This window comes from Bacillus sp. LBA3-1-1.1 (genome assembly GCF_040676495.1).
Classification (GTDB): domain Bacteria; phylum Bacillota; class Bacilli; order Bacillales; family Bacillaceae_G; genus Bacillus_A; species Bacillus_A nitratireducens.
The window spans coordinates 109,857-130,030 of sequence record NZ_JBEGIB010000024.1 but is presented as its reverse complement, the minus strand read 5'-3'; the positions used below and the strand labels follow the sequence as shown (position 1 = coordinate 130,030).

The 20,174-nt window shown below is 39.9% G+C and carries 18 protein-coding genes; 17 read left to right on the top strand and 1 reads right to left on the bottom strand.

Annotated elements, in window-relative coordinates; all coding sequences use genetic code 11:
- Positions 1-22 precede the first annotated feature (22 nt).
- From MRBLBA3_RS19385 to pyrG, 8 genes are all read left to right on the top strand, one after another.
- On the top strand, positions 23-2,134 hold the full coding sequence (locus tag MRBLBA3_RS19385; protein ID WP_363383031.1) for a (Fe-S)-binding protein: 2,112 nt from the start codon (positions 23-25) through the stop codon (positions 2,132-2,134).
- A gap of 9 nt (positions 2,135-2,143) precedes the next feature.
- Complete coding sequence (locus MRBLBA3_RS19380) at positions 2,144-3,427, top strand: acetyl-CoA C-acetyltransferase (RefSeq protein ID WP_139265962.1); 1,284 nt, start codon at positions 2,144-2,146, stop codon at positions 3,425-3,427.
- A gap of 49 nt (positions 3,428-3,476) precedes the next feature.
- Positions 3,477-4,328, top strand: coding sequence for a 3-hydroxybutyryl-CoA dehydrogenase (locus tag MRBLBA3_RS19375; protein ID WP_097872065.1), 852 nt, complete (start codon positions 3,477-3,479; stop codon positions 4,326-4,328).
- Between the two features lie 72 nt (positions 4,329-4,400).
- The gene (locus tag MRBLBA3_RS19370; protein WP_363383027.1) at positions 4,401-5,531 is read left to right on the top strand and encodes an acyl-CoA dehydrogenase; all 1,131 of its coding nucleotides are present in this window, start codon (positions 4,401-4,403) and stop codon (positions 5,529-5,531) included.
- Between the two features lie 21 nt (positions 5,532-5,552).
- Positions 5,553-6,692 (top strand): acyl-CoA dehydrogenase AcdA, encoded by a 1,140-nt coding sequence (acdA, locus tag MRBLBA3_RS19365; RefSeq protein ID WP_044738147.1) that lies wholly within the window; start codon positions 5,553-5,555, stop codon positions 6,690-6,692.
- A gap of 65 nt (positions 6,693-6,757) precedes the next feature.
- Complete coding sequence (locus MRBLBA3_RS19360; RefSeq protein ID WP_090813706.1) at positions 6,758-7,387, top strand: TetR/AcrR family transcriptional regulator; 630 nt, start codon at positions 6,758-6,760, stop codon at positions 7,385-7,387.
- Positions 7,388-7,541: 154 nt separating this feature from the next.
- Complete coding sequence (gene rpoE, locus MRBLBA3_RS19355) at positions 7,542-8,081, top strand: DNA-directed RNA polymerase subunit delta (RefSeq protein ID WP_363383023.1); 540 nt, start codon at positions 7,542-7,544, stop codon at positions 8,079-8,081.
- A gap of 257 nt (positions 8,082-8,338) precedes the next feature.
- On the top strand, positions 8,339-9,946 hold the full coding sequence (gene pyrG, locus MRBLBA3_RS19350; protein WP_000170445.1) for a CTP synthase: 1,608 nt from the start codon (positions 8,339-8,341) through the stop codon (positions 9,944-9,946).
- Positions 9,947-9,978: 32 nt separating this feature from the next.
- Here the strand turns inward: pyrG and MRBLBA3_RS19345 are convergent, their stop codons facing one another.
- A complete protein-coding gene (locus MRBLBA3_RS19345; RefSeq protein ID WP_212088665.1) occupies positions 9,979-10,503 on the bottom strand; it encodes a DUF2529 domain-containing protein in 525 nt (174 codons plus the stop codon).
- A gap of 200 nt (positions 10,504-10,703) precedes the next feature.
- Between MRBLBA3_RS19345 and spo0F the strand changes: the two genes are divergently transcribed.
- The 9 genes from spo0F to prmC all read left to right on the top strand — a co-directional run bounded on the left by spo0F (position 10,704) and on the right by prmC (position 20,122).
- A complete protein-coding gene (gene spo0F / locus MRBLBA3_RS19340; protein WP_000398592.1) occupies positions 10,704-11,072 on the top strand; it encodes a sporulation initiation phosphotransferase Spo0F in 369 nt (122 codons plus the stop codon).
- 211 nt (positions 11,073-11,283) lie between these two features.
- A complete protein-coding gene (locus MRBLBA3_RS19335) occupies positions 11,284-12,141 on the top strand; it encodes a class II fructose-bisphosphate aldolase (RefSeq protein WP_001131858.1) in 858 nt (285 codons plus the stop codon).
- Positions 12,142-12,490: 349 nt separating this feature from the next.
- Positions 12,491-13,780, top strand: coding sequence for a UDP-N-acetylglucosamine 1-carboxyvinyltransferase (gene murA / locus MRBLBA3_RS19330; protein WP_363383018.1), 1,290 nt, complete (start codon positions 12,491-12,493; stop codon positions 13,778-13,780).
- A 121-nt stretch (positions 13,781-13,901) separates the two neighbouring features.
- Entirely contained in the window at positions 13,902-14,867 is a 966-nt protein-coding gene (gene glpX, locus MRBLBA3_RS19325) for a class II fructose-bisphosphatase (RefSeq protein WP_000442343.1), read from the top strand.
- 382 nt (positions 14,868-15,249) lie between these two features.
- Complete coding sequence (rho, locus tag MRBLBA3_RS19320; RefSeq protein WP_002123767.1) at positions 15,250-16,521, top strand: transcription termination factor Rho; 1,272 nt, start codon at positions 15,250-15,252, stop codon at positions 16,519-16,521.
- Between the two features lie 425 nt (positions 16,522-16,946).
- Entirely contained in the window at positions 16,947-17,192 is a 246-nt protein-coding gene (locus MRBLBA3_RS19315) for a type B 50S ribosomal protein L31 (RefSeq protein ID WP_000643447.1), read from the top strand.
- Between the two features lie 110 nt (positions 17,193-17,302).
- Positions 17,303-17,887, top strand: a complete 585-nt coding sequence (locus MRBLBA3_RS19310; RefSeq protein ID WP_000281088.1) for a thymidine kinase — start codon at positions 17,303-17,305, stop codon at positions 17,885-17,887.
- Between the two features lie 316 nt (positions 17,888-18,203).
- Positions 18,204-19,271, top strand: a complete 1,068-nt coding sequence (gene prfA, locus MRBLBA3_RS19305) for a peptide chain release factor 1 (RefSeq protein ID WP_002094338.1) — start codon at positions 18,204-18,206, stop codon at positions 19,269-19,271.
- On the top strand, positions 19,271-20,122 hold the full coding sequence (gene prmC / locus MRBLBA3_RS19300; RefSeq protein WP_001267049.1) for a peptide chain release factor N(5)-glutamine methyltransferase: 852 nt from the start codon (positions 19,271-19,273) through the stop codon (positions 20,120-20,122). The genes prfA and prmC overlap by 1 nt, the downstream gene beginning before the upstream one ends.
- Positions 20,123-20,174: the final 52 nt, after the last annotated feature.

The window sequence follows — 20,174 nt, the reverse complement described above, 5'->3', positions numbered from 1 at the left end:
CAAAGAGAGGGGTAGCATAAAAATGAATAGCTTACTAATCATTAATTGGCTGGCTGCCATTGCTGTTATTGCTTATGCGGGATATTTGTTTGTATATCTTATACGAACGAGGATGGCCTACATACAATTAGGAAAAAAGATTGAATTTGACCGTCGTTTTAAAGAGCGTTGGGATCTTCTTAAGGTCAATGTTTTCGGTCAGAAAAAGCTGCTGAAAGATAAAAAGAGCGGCATCATTCACGTTATGTTCTTTTACGGATTTATTCTTGTCCAATTTGGAGCAATTGACTTCGTTTGGAAAGGGCTTGCACCAGGATCACATCTTCCACTTGGACCACTATACCCTGCATTTACATTCTTCCAGGAAATTGTCACACTTGTTATTTTAATCGCAGTCTTTTGGGCTTTTCATAGACGCTATGTTGAAAAGCTTGTTCGTTTAAAACGTAATTTCAAATCAGGTCTTGTTCTTATCTTTATTGGTGGCTTAATGATTTCTGTGCTACTCGGTAACGGGATGGGAATTATATGGCACGGTGAAGAGCTTTCATGGAGTGAACCAATTGCTTCTGCAATCGCTTACGTTTTCTCAGGGATAAATGAAACCGTAGCCATTTCTGTGTTCTATTTCTCTTGGTGGGTGCATCTACTAATTTTGTTAACGTTTTTAGTTTATGTTCCACAATCAAAACACGCGCATTTAATTGCGGGACCAGCTAATGTATTCTTCGGTCGTCTTTCGAATCCTGGGAAACTTGAAAAGATTGACTTTGAAGATGAAACGCAAGAAACATTCGGTGTTGGTAAAATTGAAGACTTTAGACAAAATCAGCTTATTGATTTATACGCTTGCGTAGAGTGTGGTCGCTGTACAAATATGTGTCCGGCAACAGGAACAGGAAAAATGTTATCACCGATGGATTTAATTTTAAAACTTCGCGACCATTTAACGGATAAAGGAGCAGCGGTAACATCAAAAGCACCGTGGGTTCCAGTTGTTGCTTTTAATAATACACAAGGAAATCAGTTAGCGATGATGGCAGCTGGAAAAGGACAACAAGAATCAGCAGCTACAGCGCTGGCTTACGATCCGAGCTTAATCGGAGATGTTATTACAGAAGAAGAGATTTGGGCATGTACAACGTGCCGTAACTGTGAAGATCAGTGTCCAGTTATGAATGAACATGTTGATAAAATTATTGATTTACGCCGCTATCTCGTTTTAACAGAAGGGAAAATGGATGCAGAGGCGCAGCGTGCAATGACAAATATCGAGCGTCAAGGTAATCCGTGGGGACTGAACCGTAAAGAGCGTGAAACATGGCGTCAAGGTGATGATGAAGTAACAGTTCCAACTGTAAAAGAGAAATCAAAAGCTGGCGAAGAGTTTGAATACTTATTCTGGGTTGGATCAATGGGTTCGTATGACAACCGCAGTCAGAAGATTGCGATATCATTTGCGAAGCTAATGAACGAAGCAGGCATTTCATTCGCAATTCTTGGTAATAAGGAAAAGAACTCTGGTGATACACCGCGCCGCCTCGGAAACGAATTCGTATTCCAAGAGATGGCAACGAAAAACATTGAAGAATTTGAAAAAGCAGGAGTGAAGAAAATCGTTACGATTGACCCTCATGCTTATAACACTTTTAAAAATGAGTACCCGGACTTTGGCTTACAAGCAGAAGTCTATCATCATACAGAATTACTAGCCCAGTGGGTGAAGGAAGGACGTTTAAAACCTGTCCATTCTATTGAAGAAACAGTTACGTACCATGATTCCTGTTACTTAGGAAGATACAACGAAGTATATGAGGCACCGCGCGATATTCTAAAAGCAATTCCAGGTGTAAACCTTGTAGAAATGGCGCGTAACCGTGAAACGGGAATGTGCTGTGGTGCAGGTGGCGGCTTAATGTGGATGGAAGAAAAGGCTGGTTCTCGTATTAACGTTGCTCGTACAGAACAAGCGTTGGCTGTACAACCGTCAATTATCGGTACAGGATGCCCATATTGCTTAACGATGATTAGTGACGGTACGAAAGCGAAAGAAGTTGAAGAAACAGTTCAAACTCTGGACGTAACAGAGATTTTAGAACGCTCAGTTATTGGGCAGAAGAAAGAAGCAATCTAGTTTGTGGGAATGCATACAACTTTAGAAAGAGGTGCAATTATTGCACCTCTTCTCAACGTAGGAATACCGAGCGAGCGCTCGGCGTTAAAAAAAGAAATGGGGGAAAGAAACATGAGTAAAACAGTTATTTTAAGTGCTGCAAGAACACCGGTTGGAAAATTTGGAGGGACTTTAAAAGACGTGAAAGCAACAGAACTTGGAGGAATCGCAATTAAGGCAGCGCTTGAAAGGGCGAATGTTTCCGCGAGTGATGTTGAAGAAGTTATATTTGGAACGGTTATCCAAGGAGGACAAGGACAAATTCCATCACGCCAAGCAGCAAGAGCGGCTGGTATTCCTTGGGAAGTGCAGACGGAAACAGTAAATAAAGTTTGTGCATCAGGGCTTCGCGCAGTTACTTTAGCGGATCAAATTATTCGTACTGGTGACCAATCACTGATTGTAGCTGGTGGAATGGAATCGATGAGTAACAGTCCTTACATTTTACGAGGAGCAAGATGGGGATACAGAATGGGTAACAACGAAGTTATCGATTTAAACGTTGCAGACGGTTTAACATGCGCATTTTCAGGTATACACATGGGTGTTTATGGTGGAGAAGTTGCAAAAGAAGACGGGATCTCTCGCGAAGCACAAGATGAATGGGCATATCGTAGCCATCAACGTGCGGTTTCAGCACATAAGGAAGGGCGTTTTGAAGAGGAGATTGTACCAGTAACAATTCAGCAAAGAAAAGGCGATCCTATCGTCGTGGCTAAGGATGAGGCGCCGCGTGAAGATACAACGATTGAAAAATTAGCGAAATTAAAGCCTGTATTTGATAAGACGTCAGCGGTGACAGCTGGTAATGCTCCTGGACTAAATGATGGCGGTGCGGCGCTTGTATTAATGAGCGAGGACAGAGCGAAGCAAGAGGGAAGAAAGCCATTAGCGACAATTTTGGCGCATACAGCAATTGCGGTAGAATCGAAGGATTTCCCAAGAACGCCAGGTTATGCAATTAATGAATTGCTGAAAAAGACAGGTAAGACAATTGAAGAAATCGATCTATTTGAAATCAATGAGGCATTTGCGGCGGTAGCAATTGCAAGTACTGAAATTGCAGGGATTGATCCGGAAAAATTGAATGTAAATGGCGGTGCTGTAGCAATGGGGCATCCAATTGGAGCGAGCGGAGCACGTATTATTGTTACGCTTATCCACGCACTGAAGCAGCGCGGCGGCGGAATTGGCATTGCTTCAATTTGTAGCGGTGGCGGCCAAGGCGATGCAGTGATGATTGAGGTTCACTAATTAAGATTAGAAGGTATATAGTTTATTAAAAATTAAGGGGGAAGAAAAAATGGGTGTACAAAAGATTGTTGTAATTGGTGCGGGGCAAATGGGATCTGGAATTGCACAAGTATGTGCAATGGCAGGATATGATGTGAAGATTCAAGATTTAAAACAAGAGCAATTAGATAGAGGGTTAGCTATCATTACGAAAAACTTAGTGCGTCAAGTAGAAAAAGGACGCATGAAGGAAGAAGAGAAAGAGGGAACGTTAAATCGTCTTACAGTAACTCTTGATTTAGATTGTGTGAAAGAAGCGGATCTTGTTATTGAGGCTGCGGTTGAGAAAATGGATATTAAAAAGAAAATTTTTGCGAATCTAGATGAAATCGCTCCAGAACACGCAATTTTAGCAACGAATACGTCATCGTTACCAATTACGGAAATTGCAGCGGTAACGAAACGTCCTGAGAAAGTAATCGGCATGCACTTTATGAATCCAGTTCCAGTTATGAAACTCGTTGAAATTATTCGTGGTTTAGCTACAGATGATGCAGTGTACGAAACGATTGAGGATATTACGAAAAAAATCGGGAAAGTGCCAGTTGAAGTAAATGATTTCCCAGGGTTTGTATCGAACCGTATTTTATTACCTATGATTAACGAAGCAATCTATACGTTATATGAAGGTGTAGCAACGAAAGAAGCGATTGATGAGGTAATGAAGCTCGGTATGAACCATCCGATGGGGCCACTTACATTAGCTGATTTTATCGGTTTAGATACGTGTTTATACATTATGGAAGTGTTGCATGAAGGATTAGGAGATAGTAAATATCGCCCATGTCCATTATTACGCAAGTATGTGAATGCAGGATGGTTAGGACGTAAAACGGGTCGTGGTTTCTACGTTTACGAATAAAGTCCTCCCTTTATTAAAATAGTGGTCTTACCAGATTGTTAAAAAGATATATAGCAAACGGAGGCGAAGTACATGAATTTTCACTTTACTGAAGAGCAACAAATGATGAGGAAAATGGTTCGAGATTTTGCGCAGAAGGAAATAGCTCCCTTTGTTCCTAGTATGGAACAAGGGGTGTTCCCGAAAGAGATTTTGCAAAAGATGGGTGAGCTTGGACTAATGGGTATTCCAGCGCCTGCAAAATATGGCGGGGCAGAAATGGATTTTATTTCTTACATTCTAGCAATTGAGGAAATTTCAAAGGTAAGTGCAACGGTTGGTGTAATTTTAGCTGTACATACGTCAGTTGGAATGAATCCGATTTTATACTTCGGAACAGAAGAACAGAAGCAGAAATATGTTTCTAAATTGGCAACTGGTGAGTATTTAGGCGCATTTGCTCTAACAGAACCAAATGCAGGATCAGATGCAGGTAGTTTGAAATCAAGAGCTGTAAAGAAAGACGATTATTACATTATTAATGGATCGAAAGTGTTTATTACGAATGGCGGCGAAGCAAGTACATACATTGTATTCGCTTCTACAAATCCAGAGGTGGGGAAAAGTGGTATTTCTGCATTTATTGTAGAGAAAGATACACCAGGCTTAATCATCGGAAAAGATGAGCATAAGATGGGGCTTCTTGGTTCTCGTACAGTACAACTTACGTTTGAAGATATGAAAGTGCCGGTCGAGAATTTACTTGGTGAAGAAGGACAAGGATTTAAGGTGGCGATGGCGAATTTAGATGTTGGACGAATTGGGATCGGAGCGCAGGCATTAGGAATCGCGGAAGCGGCACTTGCATGTGCGATTGATTATGCGAAAGAGCGCGAGCAATTCGGCAAGCCAATTGCGGCGCAGCAAGGAATCGGATTCAAACTTGCAGATATGGCGACTAGCGTAGAAGCAGCGCGATTACTTGTATACAGAGCGGCATCGCTAAGAGCGCAAGGATTACCATGCGGTAAAGAAGCTTCCATTGCGAAATTATTTGCTTCTAAGACGGCTGTTGAAGTTGCGATTGAAGCGGTGCAAGTATTTGGCGGTTACGGTTATACGAAAGATTATCCAGTAGAAAGATTTTTCCGTGATGCGAAGATCACGCAAATATATGAAGGAACGAGCGAAATACAAAAGCTTGTAATTAGTCGAGCTTTATAAAAAGATGAGGGGGAGACGGGAATGCATTTTAAATTATCAGAAGAACATGAAATGATAAGAAAAATGGTTCGGGATTTTGCAAGAAATGAAGTAGCACCGACGGCGGCAGAGCGTGATGAGGAAGAGCGATTTGATCGCGCCTTATTTGATCAAATGGCAGAGCTTGGTTTAACCGGCATTCCGTGGCCTGAAGAGTATGGTGGAATTGGAAGCGATTACTTAGCGTATGTAATTGCCATTGAAGAATTATCCCGCGTATGTGCTTCTACAGGTGTAACATTGTCTGCACATACTTCACTTGCTGGTTGGCCAATTTTTAAATTTGGAACGGAAGAACAAAAACAAAAGTTTTTACGACCGATGGCAGAAGGAACGAAAATTGGCGCATACGGTTTAACGGAGCCAAGTTCTGGTTCAGATGCTGGCGGAATGAGGACAACTGCGAAACGAGATGGAGACCATTACATTTTAAATGGATCGAAAATCTTTATTACAAATGGTGGCATTGCTGATATTTATGTTGTTTTTGCATTAACAGACCCTGAATCGAAGCAGCGCGGCACGAGTGCATTTATTGTGGAGAGCGATACGCCAGGATTTTCAGTTGGGAAGAAAGAGAGCAAGCTAGGGATTCGCTCTTCGCCGACTACTGAAATTATGTTTGAAGACTGCCGTATTCCTGTAGAGAACCTACTCGGGGAAGAGGGCCAAGGATTTAAAGTTGCGATGCAAACGTTAGATGGCGGACGTAATGGTATTGCCGCGCAAGCAGTCGGTATCGCGCAAGGGGCTTTAGATGCTTCTGTAGAATATGCAAGAGAGCGTCATCAGTTTGGGAAGCCGATTGCGGCGCAACAAGGAATTGGCTTTAAACTTGCGGATATGGCAACGGATGTAGAGGCGGCGCGTCTTTTAACATATCAAGCGGCTTGGCTTGAATCTGAAGGGCTTCCGTACGGGAAAGAGTCAGCGATGTCAAAAGTATTTGCAGGTGATACAGCGATGAAGGTAACGACTGAAGCAGTACAAGTATTCGGTGGTTATGGTTATACGAAAGATTATCCAGTAGAGCGTTACATGCGCGATGCAAAGATTACACAGATATATGAGGGAACGCAAGAGATCCAAAGGCTTGTAATTTCTCGTATGTTAACGAAATAGGAACGAAAGCGTAGGTATTTCCCTACGCTTTTTCCTTCCAAAAATAATAGAGAGAGGTGAAGGGGATGGTTAAACATAATGTACATGCATCAGTGAAAGATGAAAAATTAGTTGCGTTAAGGCGTGAACAAATGATTAAAGGTGCGGTGCAACTGTTTAAGCAAAAAGGGTTCCCACGTACAACAACGAGAGAAATTGCGAAGGCGGCTGGGTTTAGTATTGGAACACTTTATGAGTACATTCGTACAAAAGATGATGTTTTATATTTAGTTTGTGATAGTATATATGAACATGTAAAAGAGCGGTTAGAGGAAGTAGTGTGTACAGAAAAGGGAAGTATAGAAAGCTTAAAGATAGCAATAATGAATTATTTTAAAGTGATGGATGAATTGCAAGAAGAAGTATTAATTATGTATCAAGAGGTACGTTTTTTACCGAAAGAATCACTCCCATATGTATTAGAAAAAGAGTTTCAAATGGTCGGGATGTTTGAGAATATTTTAGAGCAGTGTACGGAAAATGGAACATTTACATTAAATAAAAAAGAAATACAGCTTCTTGCACATAATATTTTCATACAAGGACAAATGTGGGGATTTAGACGTTGGGCCCTGCAAAAACTGTATACGCTTGAAGAATATACAGAAATGCAAATTAGGTATGTATTGCAAGGGGCGCATATGCTTCCGAAATAAGGAATGGACAAATTATAATTTTATTACCATATTAAAGTTTCCCGTTTTTTTTGTAGCATATTTGTGCGACTTTTGTTTATAATGAATAGTATGGATTTTTTTAAGCAGACCGTTATATATAAGGTTATATTTGAAGAAAGGAAGTGCCGCATAAGTGAATTTTAAGCAATATTCACCAGAAGAGCTAAAAGAATGTTCAATGATTGAAGTTGTACATAGCGTTTTAGGGGATAAAAGACAAGCAACGACATTCAACGAGTTGGTTCGAGAAATCGCTCAAGTGCTGGGACTATCTCAAGAGCAAGTTAATGCGAAACTCGCACAATTTTATACAGACTTAAACATCGATGGACGTTTCATTAATTTAGGAGAAAATCGTTGGGGGCTACGCAGCTGGTACCCATATGAGCAAATTGATGAAGAAATCTTACCTCAGCCAAAACCGAAGAAGAAACGTAAAGTTGAAGAGGACGGTTTTGACGACTACATCGAAGAAGATGAAGACGAATTCGGCGATGCAGAAGGAAATGCAGACGAAGAAGAAGATGTAGAAGATTTGGACAAGGTTCTTGAAGACGAAGACGCAGATGATGAAGATGATGATCTTGATGATTTAGAAGAAGATGATGAAGAATTCGCAGAAGAAGAACTTGAGTACGATGAAACTGAAGAAGAAGAAGAGGAAGAGCGGTAGTTCTTGACTTTTCATTATCGTCCATGTAGAATCATTTTTGGGCTCTTTAAAAAAGGACGATAATACTTTTAAAGTGTAAATATAAAAGAAAATTGCTCCCTACTTATTACTTTATGTGATGAGGGGAGCAATTTTCTTTTTTGTTTTTTGTTTAGAAAATAAAAAGAGTCTAACAATAAGATAGGTACAGTGTTATCTACATACGTTGCGCTTTGCAACGGTGATTATATAACAACAAGGTAGAAGGGAGTATTTTCATGACTAAGTATATTTTTGTAACAGGCGGTGTAGTATCGTCTTTAGGTAAAGGTATTACAGCAGCATCTCTTGGAAGACTTTTAAAAAATCGTGGTTTAAACGTAACTATTCAAAAGTTTGATCCATACATTAACGTAGACCCAGGGACTATGAGCCCATACCAACACGGTGAGGTATTCGTAACAGATGATGGTGCAGAAACTGACTTAGACCTTGGTCACTATGAGCGTTTCATCGACATCAACTTAAACAAATACAGCAACGTAACAACAGGTAAAATTTACTCTTCAGTTCTTCAAAAAGAGCGTCGTGGTGAATACCTAGGAGGAACAGTTCAAGTTATTCCTCACATTACTAACGAAATTAAAGAGCGTGTATACCGTTCTGGTCGCGAAACAAACGCGGACGTTGTTATTACAGAAATTGGTGGAACTGTTGGTGATATCGAGTCTCTACCATTCTTAGAAGCAATTCGTCAAATTAAGAGCGACATCGGTCGTGACAATGTAATGTACATTCACTGTACGTTAATCCCGTACTTAAAAGCTGCGGGTGAAATGAAAACAAAACCAACGCAACATAGCGTTAAAGAGCTTCGTAGCTTAGGTATTCAACCAAATATTATCGTTGTTCGTACAGAACTACCTGTTTCTCAGGACATGAAAGATAAGCTTGCATTATTCTGTGACATCGATACAAAAGCAGTTATCGAAGCACGCGATGCAGATACTTTATATGCGGTTCCATTATCTCTTCAAGAGCAAAACATGGATCAAATCGTTTGCGATCACTTGAAATTAGACAATCCAGCTGCAGATATGACAGAGTGGACTGCGCTAGTTAATAAAGTACGTAACCTTTCTAAGAAAACAAAAATCGCTCTTGTTGGTAAATACGTAGAACTTCAAGATGCATACATTTCTGTTGTAGAAGCACTTCGTCATGCAGGTTATTCATTCGACACAGATGTAGAAGTAAAATGGGTAAATGCTGAGCACGTAACAGCAGAGAACGTGAAAGAATTAGTTGGCGACACAGATGGTATCCTTGTACCAGGTGGCTTTGGCGATCGTGGTGTAGAAGGTAAAATCGTTGCAATTCAATATGCTCGTGAAAACAAAGTTCCATTCTTAGGAATTTGCCTAGGTATGCAACTTGCATCAATCGAATTCGCACGTAACGTATTAGGATTAGAAGGAGCTAACTCTTCTGAAATTAATCCTGACACACCTTATGCAATCATCGACTTATTACCAGAACAAAAAGATGTAGAAGACTTAGGTGGTACACTTCGTCTTGGTCTATACCCATGTAAGCTTGCTGAAGAAACAAATGCTTACAATGCTTACAACGAGCCGGTTGTATATGAGCGTCATCGTCATCGTTATGAGTTCAACAATCAATTCCGTCCGGATATGGAAAAAGCAGGATTTGTATTCTCTGGTACAAGCCCAGACGGTCGTCTAGTTGAAATCATTGAATTAAAAGACCACCCTTGGTTCGTGGCAGCACAGTTCCATCCAGAACTTGTATCTCGTCCAAACCGTCCACAACCATTGTTCCATGACTTCGTAAGTGCTTCTATTACGAATAAAGAGAGCAAGTAATAAAAAAAAGCGCCTGAAATAGGGCGCTTTTTTTAATATTCGTTTAACATTTCATCAATTGTAAATTTAATTCCGTGATAAGCAAATAAAGCTACAATTAAACTTGGGAAACCGTAGCGATTACCTTCATCATCTGGAATAAGACCTTTTAACAGCTTTGTATCAATATGTACATCTGTATATTGCTCAAGTGATTCAGGACCTTCTTGAATAGCGGAAATTCCAACAATGGATTGGCCTTCTTCATGAAGTTTTTTCGCGGTTTTTATAATTTCTTCATCTGTCGAAAAACGACTAATAAGAAGTACGCGGTCCGCAGAAGTCACTGCTGCCAGTTCACTGTTTTCTAGTAAACGTTTTGCTTGCTTCATTGGTTCAGCACCAAACAATGCTTCAGCAACAACGCCCTCCATTTCATTTGTACCATGTAAATAAATGAAACCATCGCCAACTAGTGCTTGAGCAAGTAGACGAGCGCTATCTTCTATATTCATTTCCTCTTTTTGAGAAACTCTGGAGAAATAACCACTTAATTGAGTTGAAAAAATTTTTAACATAATGTTACTCCCTTCGTACATGTTTACCGGCTTTCATTATAATTTATTTTTTTAGAAAGGTGAAATCGTAGGTAGCATAACAAAATAGGAAACGGTAAAATAAGAAAGAATAGGAAGGAATTTGCCAAAGAATAGCGAAAATAAATCGATAAGATATAAGAAGCTGTAAATCTTGTATTTACACAGAAAGGTTGGGAGTTATGGAAGGGAAAATTTTAATCGTTGATGATCAATATGGCATTCGTGTGTTATTACATGAAGTGTTCCAAAAAGAAGGTTATCAGACGTTCCAAGCAGCGAATGGATTTCAAGCTTTAGATATCGTGAAAAAAGATAATCCAGATTTAGTAGTGTTAGATATGAAAATCCCAGGTATGGATGGTATAGAGATTTTAAAACATGTAAAAGAAATTGATGAGAGTATTAAAGTGATTTTAATGACTGCTTATGGAGAATTGGATATGATTCAAGAAGCGAAAGATTTAGGAGCTTTAATGCACTTTGCTAAACCGTTTGATATTGATGAGATTCGTCAAGCAGTGAGAGATCAGCTTGCTGTAGAGGCGTAAAAAATGAATTTTTTATAAAAAATATGGAAAAAAGCGTTTACATGGACTATTGAGCAGGTGAATACAGTTGAGTTTTTGAGTACAAGTTGTTATCCTATTGAGTGTAGAAAAAAGTCCGGTATGTAAATATACATAATTTACCTTATCCTGGTCATACTACCAGCGATAAGAATTTATCGGATACAAAAAACGTTTTTTAGGAGGATTCACCATGCCTTTAGTTTCTATGAAAGAAATGCTAAACACAGCACTAGAAGGAAAATACGCAGTTGGTCAATTCAACATGAACAACTTAGAGTGGACTCAAGCTATCTTAGCTGCTGCGGAAGAAGAAAAATCTCCTGTAATCCTAGGTGTATCTGAGGGTGCAGCTCGTCATATGACTGGTTTCAAAACAGTTGTAGCTATGGTTAAAGCTTTAATCGAAGAAATGAACATCACTGTTCCTGTAGCGATTCACCTTGACCATGGTTCAAGCTTCGAAAAATGTAAAGAAGCAATCGATGCAGGTTTCACATCTGTAATGATCGACGCTTCTCACCACCCATTCGAAGAAAACGTTGAAACTACTAAAAAAGTGGTAGAATACGCACACGCTCGTAACGTATCTGTTGAGGCTGAGCTTGGAACAGTTGGCGGACAAGAAGACGATATCATCGCTGAAGGCGTAATTTACGCTGATCCAGCAGAGTGTAAGCACCTTGTTGAAGCAACAGGTATCGATTGCCTAGCTCCAGCTTTAGGTTCTGTACACGGTCCTTACAAAGGTGAGCCTAACTTAGGATTCGCTGAGATGGAACAAGTTCGTGACTTCACTGGCGTACCTTTAGTATTACACGGTGGTACTGGTATCCCAACTGCTGATATCGTAAAAGCTATTTCTTTAGGTACTTCAAAAATTAACGTAAACACTGAGAACCAAATTGAGTTTACAAAAGCTGTTCGTGAAGCATTAAGCAAAGACCAAGAAGTTTACGATCCTCGTAAATATATTGGACCTGGCCGCGACGCTATCAAAGCAACTGTTGCTGGTAAAATGCGTGAGTTCGGTTCTAACGGTAAAGCGTAAGAATAAAATTCCGTTTTGGAAACCGTCTAGTCTTTTAGACGGTTTCCTTTCGTTGTATAATGAAAGCGTGAACAAGTCTAAAGATTTTATAAAGTGAATTTTTAGTTTGCTAATATAGAAAATAATGTGCATAGTCCTATTAATAAATGTGATAAGTATCTGAATTGAGAAATTTGATTCGATGAATAGTTAATCTTCATCTATTTGTATAGCGGGGGAGCTACAGGTGATGGTTTTCCACTTATTGAGTTTTAGGGTGGAAAGAGTGATTGAGATTCTTAAGGGGAACCTTCTACTTCTTTTTATAAAGCAGTAGAAGATAAATACATTCACGAGAAGGGAGCTCAATATGGAAAAGTTGCTAATTGAAGGCGGAAGAGCTTTAAATGGAACAATTCGTGTGAGTGGTGCAAAGAATAGTGCTGTTGCATTAATTCCAGCGACAATTTTAGCAGATACTCCAGTAACTATCGGTGGCGTTCCTAATATTTCGGACGTGAAAATGTTAGGAGACTTACTAGAGGAAATTGGAGGAAAAGTAACTTATGGGCAGGAAGAAGAGATGGTAGTCGATCCTTCTAACATGGTTGCGATGCCTTTACCAAATGGAAAAGTGAAAAAATTGCGCGCCTCTTATTATTTAATGGGTGCAATGCTTGGCCGTTTTAAAAAAGCTGTTATTGGGCTTCCAGGTGGATGTCATTTAGGGCCACGACCGATTGATCAGCATATTAAAGGGTTTGAAGCACTAGGTGCACATGTTACAAATGAACAAGGTGCCATTTATTTAAGAGCAGATGAGCTACGTGGAGCACGTATTTATTTAGATGTTGTTAGTGTAGGAGCTACAATCAATATTATGCTAGCGGCTGTACGAGCGAAAGGTAGAACTGTTATTGAAAATGCAGCGAAAGAACCAGAGATTATTGATGTAGCCACATTATTAACAAGTATGGGAGCGCGCATTAAAGGTGCTGGTACAGATGTAATCCGAATTGATGGTGTGGACTCCCTGCATGGTTGTCACCATACTATCATTCCAGATCGTATTGAAGCTGGTACGTATATGATTTTAGGAGCTGCATCAGGAGGAGAAGTAACAGTTGATAATGTTATTCCTCAGCATTTAGAGTCAGTAACTGCGAAGCTAAGAGAAGCTGGTGTCCAAGTTGAAACGAACGATGACCAAATTACAGTGAACGGTAATAGAAGGTTAAAAGTAGTTGATATAAAAACGCTTGTATATCCGGGTTTCCCAACAGATTTACAACAGCCGTTTACGACGCTTTTAACAAAGGCGCACGGGACGGGAGTTGTCACGGATACAATTTACGGCGCACGTTTCAAACATATTGATGAATTGCGTCGTATGAATGCGCAAATTAAAGTAGAAGGTCGTTCGGCAATTGTAACTGGTCCTGTTTTATTGCAAGGTGCAAAAGTGAAGGCGAGTGACTTACGAGCTGGGGCTGCCCTTGTTATTGCAGGGTTAATGGCGGATGGAATTACAGAAGTAACCGGACTTGAGCATATTGATCGAGGCTATGAAAATATAGTAGACAAGCTTAGAGGGCTTGGTGCAAACATTTGGCGAGAACAAATGACAAAGCAAGAGATTGAAGAAATGAAGAACGCTTAAAGTGATGATACTTCCGCAAGTGGGGGAGCGAAGAATCACCACTTGCGGAAGTACACTTTATGGAAAAACACGGTTCACAAAATACGGCAGAAATATAAAGACTTAAAGGAGAGGGATTATCGTGGAAAGAAGTTTATCTATGGAGTTAGTACGTGTAACAGAGGCTGCAGCATTATCATCAGCGCGTTGGATGGGGCGCGGGAAAAAAGATGAGGCAGACGGTGCAGCAACATCAGCTATGCGTGATGTATTTGATACAGTTCCGATGAAAGGTACAGTTGTAATTGGCGAAGGTGAAATGGATGAAGCACCAATGCTGTATATCGGAGAGAAATTAGGTACAGGATATGGCCCACGCGTAGACGTTGCAGTTGATCCTTTAGAGGGGACGAACATCGTAGCAGCTGGCGGATGGAATGCACTTGCTGTTATTGCAATTGCAGATCATGGTAATTTGTTACATGCTCCTGACATGTACATGGATAAAATTGCGGTTGGCCCAGAAGCAGTTGGGGCAGTTGATATTAACGCACCTATTATCGATAACCTACGTGCCGTTGCGAAAGCGAAGAATAAAGATATTGAAGATGTTGTAGCGACAGTTTTAAATCGTCCACGTCATCAAGCGATTATCGAAGAAATTCGTAAGGCCGGTGCTCGTATTAAGTTAATTAACGATGGAGATGTAGCTGGAGCAATCAATACAGCATTTGACCGTACAGGTGTAGATATTTTATTCGGTTCTGGTGGGGCTCCTGAAGGTGTACTAGCTGCGGTTGCGCTAAAATGCTTAGGTGGAGAAATTCAAGGAAAGCTCTTACCACAAGACGAAGCTGAATTAGCACGTTGTAAAAAAATGGGCATTGAAGATATAAATCGCATCCTTCGTATGGAAGACTTAGTAAAAGGTGACGATGCAATCTTTGCTGCAACAGGTGTAACAGACGGAGAACTATTACGCGGCGTTCAATTTAAAGGTAGCGTAGGAACAACACACTCCCTTGTTATGCGTGCGAAGTCAGGTACAGTACGCTTCGTAGACGGACGTCATAGCTTAAATAAAAAACCGAATTTGGTTATTAAATAAAAAGTGCAAGCGGCTCGTTCAGAATCGCAGGACACTTCCAGCTCTCGACCTTGAAGCGTTTTTTGCTTCGAGTGAGAGAGTGAAATGACCGGAGATTCTAGCCGCTGGAACTGGATTAAGTAAAAGCAGAAATGCCTTATCTATTCTGCCTTAAAATCAGGTGAATAGAAAAAAGTAAGAAATATAAAAGGCGAAGACAAATTTTCTTGTCTTCGCTTCTTGTATTTGTGTTTCAACGTATTGATTAAAACTAGATAAAAGGGTTACAATAGTGAATATTATCCTACTTGAACTTATTGCCTTTCATTATTATTTATTTGCCTTCCGTATTTTTTCCCTTTACCCATGTGAAAAGAGAATAAAGTTAAAGTGTGGTGTCTGAATGAATTTGTCAATTGCAGCATTAGAAAACATGAAATTAAAAGAGTTATACGAGCTTGCGAAAGAATTTAAGATTTCGTATTACAGCAAGTTAACGAAAAAAGAGCTGATTTTCGCCATCTTAAAAGCTCGAGCAGAAAAAGAAGGTTTCTTTTTCATGGAAGGCGTATTAGAAATTATTCAATCAGAAGGATTTGGATTCCTACGTCCTATCAACTACTCTCCAAGCTCAGAAGATATTTATATCTCGGCTTCGCAAATTCGTCGTTTCGATTTACGTAATGGAGATAAGGTTTCTGGTAAAGTACGACCTCCGAAAGAAAATGAACGCTATTTTGGATTATTACAAGTTGAAGCTGTAAACGGAGATGATCCAGACTCAGCAAAAGAGCGTGTGCATTTCCCTGCATTAACACCGTTATACCCAGATCGCCAAATGAAATTGGAAACGGAAACGAAAAAGCTACCGACACGCATCATGGATTTAATCGCACCAGTTGGATTTGGACAACGTGGTTTAATTGTCGCGCCTCCAAAGGCTGGTAAAACAAGTCTGTTAAAAGAAATTGCGCATAGTGTCACAACAAATCATCCGGAAGCAGAATTAATTGTACTTTTAATTGATGAGCGTCCAGAGGAAGTAACAGATATTGAACGTTCTGTTAAAGGTGATGTTGTAAGTTCTACTTTTGATGAAGTACCAGAAAATCATATTAAAGTAGCTGAGCTTGTATTAGAGCGTGCAATGCGTCTTGTAGAGCATAAAAAAGACGTTGTCATTTTAATGGATAGTATTACCCGTTTAGCGCGTGCTTACAACCTTGTTATTCCGCCAAGTGGTAGAACTCTATCAGGTGGTATTGATCCAGCTGCTTTTCATAGACCGAAGCGTTTCTTTGGGGCTGCGCGTAATATCGAAGAGGGCGGTAGCTTAACGATTTTAGCAACAGCACTTGTTGATACAGGATCCCGTATGGATGATGTAATTTATGAGGAGTTTAAAGGAACTGGAAACATGGAACTTCACTTAGATCGCTCATTAGCTGAACGCCGTATCTTCCCAGCGATTGATATTCGTCGCTCTGGTACGCGTAAAGAAGACCTATTAATTCCGAAAGAACATTTAGACAAGCTGTGGGGTATTCGCAAAACAATGCGTGATACGCCAGACTTTGTTGAAGGCTTCTTACGTAAACTTCGTCAAACAAAGACAAATGAAGAGTTTTTACAAAACATTGTTGCAGACTCAAAAAGGTATGTAACAACTAAGTAAAGGGAAAAGATTGGGACTCGCTTATTTCGTAGTAAGCGAGTTTTTTATGTTTTTTAAGGGAATATTAGAGAGAGTAATATATGGAAAAATTTGTTTTTTGAGATGGAAATCATATTTTGTGTTAGAGCTGGGCGAGTCACCTCCACTTTCAAGGTAATATCCAGCTCCAGCGACTAGAATCTCCGGTCATTTCGCTCTCTCGCTCGAAGCAAAAAGCGCTTCAAGGTCGAGAGCTGGAAGTGTCCTGGATTCTGAGCGAGCCGCTTGCACTTTTAATTTTTAAAAAGACAAAAACAGGTAGTTGCAAAATGGAGTTAGCCTTGTTATAATTTCATCATATGTGTTTCATCAATATAGTTGTGTAAGCAGCTGAAGATGAAAAACTCTGTTTCGAAAATGATTCAGGGCGGAAGGAGATGAAAAGAATGAAAGCAGGAATCCATCCAAATTACAATAAAGTTGTATTTATGGACACGAACACAGGCTTCAAATTCTTAAGCGGGTCTACTAAAGGCTCTAGCGAAACTGTTGAGTGGGAAGATGGTAACACTTATCCATTACTAAAAATTGAGATCAGTTCTGATTCTCACCCATTCTACACTGGACGTCAGAAGTTTGCTACTGCAGACGGACGTGTTGACCGCTTCAATAAGAAATACGGCATCAAGTAATAAAGAACATAAAACAGGCAAGTGTATGTATTCGCTTGTCTGTTTTTTTTGCAAAAATATTAAACCTTTACCCTACTTTGGATTAGGAAAGTAGATGAAAGGAGAGCTCAATGTACTTAATGAATCAAAATGGTTGGATTGAAGTGATTTGCGGGAGTATGTTTTCTGGAAAATCAGAAGAGCTCATCCGCCGTATACGCCGTACGCAATTTGCGAAACAAAATGCGATTGTATTTAAACCATGTATTGATAATCGTTATAGTGAAGAAGATGTTGTATCACATAATGGATTAAAGGTTAAAGCAGTTCCTGTTTCAGCTTCAAAAGATATATTTAACCATGTAACAGAAGAAATGGATGTTATTGCAATCGATGAGGTACAATTTTTTGATGGGGACATTGTGGAAGTGGTGCAAGTATTGGCAAATCGTGGCTATCGTGTCATTGTAGCTGGATTAGACCAAGATTTCCGAGGTCTACCATTTGGACAAGTTCCTCAGCTGATGGCGATTGCTGAACATGTAACTAAATTGCAGGCAGTTTGTTCTGCATGTGGGTCTCCTGCAAGTCGTACGCAACGTTTAATCGATGGAGAACCAGCGGCATTTGATGATCCAATTATTTTAGTTGGGGCTTCAGAATCGTATGAACCACGTTGTCGTCATTGTCATGCAGTACCTACAAAACAAAGATAAATGAAACTCGCTATGTAGAGCGGGTTTTTTTCAAAAATAGATGAAGATTGGTGGCCAGCTCTTCGCACAGCTAAGAACCTTAGCCAGTCAGAGCTGAACGAGCCGCCTCCACTTTTAAATATATTATCTAGCTCCAGCGGCTAGAATCTCCGGCCATTTCACTCTCTCGCTCGAAGCAAAAAGCGCTTCAAGGTCGAGAGTTCCAATGTCCTGCGATTCTGAACAAGCCACCTGCGCTTTTAAATATAATTTGCGTTTTTTTGATTAAGTACCATATACTATTTGTATTAGATACTAGGATGTAGAGGTGAATGGTGTGTTAGATCGTTTGCAAGCTGTAGAAGATCGTTATGAGAAGTTAAATGAATTGTTAAGTGATCCAGAGGTTATTAGCGATACAAATAAGCTTCGTGAGTATTCAAAAGAACAATCTGATATGCAGGAAACGGTAGAGGTGTACCGTGAGTATAAAGATGTTCGTGAGCAATTACGAGATGCAAAAGCAATGTTAGAAGATAAGTTAGACGCTGAGATGCGTGAAATGGTTAAGGAAGAAGTTTCTGAATTAGAAGGACAAGAGAAAACATTATCAGAACGCCTGAAAATTTTACTTGTTCCAAAAGACCCTAATGATGATAAAAACGTTATCGTTGAGGTTCGTGGTGCTGCTGGTGGTGACGAGGCAGCTTTATTTGCTGGTGATTTATATCGTATGTATAGCCGTTATGCTGAGGTGCAAGGTTGGAAAACTGAAATTATCGAAGCTAGCTATACAGAATTAGGTGGATATAAAGAGATTATCTTTATGATCAACGGTAAAGGTGCTTTCGCGAAACTGAAATTCGAGAATGGTGCTCACCGTGTACAACGTGTTCCTGAAACGGAATCTGGTGGACGTATTCATACATCTACAGCAACGGTAGCTGTGTTACCAGAGGCGGAAGAAGTAGAAATTAATATTCATGAAAAAGATGTTCGTGTTGATACGTTCGCTTCTAGTGGTCCTGGTGGACAAAGCGTTAATACAACGATGTCAGCGGTACGTTTAACGCATTTACCGACTGGTGTAGTTGTATCTTGTCAGGATGAGAAATCACAGATTAAGAATAAAGAAAAAGCAATGAAAGTATTACGTGCACGTGTTTATGATAAATTCAGACAAGAAGCACAAGCTGAGTACGATCAAAACCGTAAACAAGCTGTTGGTACGGGAGACCGTTCAGAGCGTATTCGTACGTATAACTTCCCGCAAAACCGTGTTACTGACCATCGAATCGGTTTAACGATTCAAAAGCTAGATCAAATCCTACAAGGTAAGTTAGATGATTTCATCAATGCCTTAGTGATGGAAGATCAGGCGCAAAAGATGGAGGCAGCTGAGTAATGCGTGTCTATGAAGCCCTGAAATGGGCTTCTTCTTTTTTACAAGAAAATGGACGAGATGAGAATGCGGGAGAAATTGTCCTTTGTCATGTATTAAAGACGAACAGAACAGGAATGCTCATGAATATGCGTGAAGAAATAACTGCGGAACAAGAGACAAGCTTTACGGAGTTTATCCACAAGCATGTAGAAGGTATTCCTATTCAATATATGATGGGTTATGAAATGTTTTATGGACGATCGTTCTTTGTGAATGAAGAAGTATTAATACCAAGGCCAGAAACAGAGGAACTTATAGTTGGAGTCCTAGAGAGAATTGAGCGCCATTTCGGTAATGAGGAGCTTCATGTAGCGGATATTGGCACAGGTAGTGGAGCGATTTCTATTACGCTCGCTTTAGAAAATAAAAATCTTCATGTGTATACGGTAGATATTGCACAGGAGTCGATTGAAGTTGCAAAAGAAAATGCAAAGGCTTTAGGAGCGGAAGTAACTTTCTATCACGGTGATTTACTGTCGCCGTTTTATGAAACTGGCCAGAAGTTAGATGTTGTTGTTTCAAATCCTCCGTATATACCGGAGGAAGATTGGCGTGGTCTTTCTACTGTTGTGAAAGAGCATGAGCCAAAAAGGGCGCTTGTTGGCGGTGAAGATGGACTAGATTTCTATCGTCGTTTTATGGAGGAATTGCCGAACGTATTAAAGAAAAAGGCGATTGTGGCGTTTGAAATTGGTGTAGGGCAAGGTGAAGATGTAAAAGCATTATTACAGCAAACTTTCCCTCACGCTCACGTTGAAGTTGTCTTTGATATTAATGGAAAAGATCGCATGGTATTTGCAGAGATGGAGTAAGGTTAAAACCTTACTCTATTTTTTTTGAAAAAATTTATATAGATTTTGAATT

Bases quoted from the DNA above. Each gene is read 5' to 3' on its own strand.
- spo0F (WP_000398592.1), top strand. From the start codon at position 10,704: ATGGAAGGGAAAATTTTAATCGTTGATGATCAATATGGCATTCGTGTG.
- acdA (WP_044738147.1), top strand. From the start codon at position 5,553: ATGCATTTTAAATTATCAGAAGAACATGAAATGATAAGAAAAATGGTT.
- MRBLBA3_RS19335 (WP_001131858.1), top strand. From the start codon at position 11,284: ATGCCTTTAGTTTCTATGAAAGAAATGCTAAACACAGCACTAGAAGGA.
- murA (WP_363383018.1), top strand. From the start codon at position 12,491: ATGGAAAAGTTGCTAATTGAAGGCGGAAGAGCTTTAAATGGAACAATT.
- MRBLBA3_RS19375 (WP_097872065.1), top strand. From the start codon at position 3,477: ATGGGTGTACAAAAGATTGTTGTAATTGGTGCGGGGCAAATGGGATCT.
- pyrG (WP_000170445.1), top strand. From the start codon at position 8,339: ATGACTAAGTATATTTTTGTAACAGGCGGTGTAGTATCGTCTTTAGGT.
- MRBLBA3_RS19385 (WP_363383031.1), top strand. From the start codon at position 23: ATGAATAGCTTACTAATCATTAATTGGCTGGCTGCCATTGCTGTTATT.
- MRBLBA3_RS19380 (WP_139265962.1), top strand. From the start codon at position 2,144: ATGCATACAACTTTAGAAAGAGGTGCAATTATTGCACCTCTTCTCAAC.
- rho (WP_002123767.1), top strand. From the start codon at position 15,250: ATGAATTTGTCAATTGCAGCATTAGAAAACATGAAATTAAAAGAGTTA.
- MRBLBA3_RS19370 (WP_363383027.1), top strand. From the start codon at position 4,401: ATGAATTTTCACTTTACTGAAGAGCAACAAATGATGAGGAAAATGGTT.
- MRBLBA3_RS19345 (WP_212088665.1), bottom strand. From the start codon at position 10,503: ATGTTAAAAATTTTTTCAACTCAATTAAGTGGTTATTTCTCCAGAGTT.
- MRBLBA3_RS19315 (WP_000643447.1), top strand. From the start codon at position 16,947: ATGAAAGCAGGAATCCATCCAAATTACAATAAAGTTGTATTTATGGAC.
- MRBLBA3_RS19360 (WP_090813706.1), top strand. From the start codon at position 6,758: ATGGTTAAACATAATGTACATGCATCAGTGAAAGATGAAAAATTAGTT.
- prmC (WP_001267049.1), top strand. From the start codon at position 19,271: ATGCGTGTCTATGAAGCCCTGAAATGGGCTTCTTCTTTTTTACAAGAA.
- MRBLBA3_RS19310 (WP_000281088.1), top strand. From the start codon at position 17,303: ATGTACTTAATGAATCAAAATGGTTGGATTGAAGTGATTTGCGGGAGT.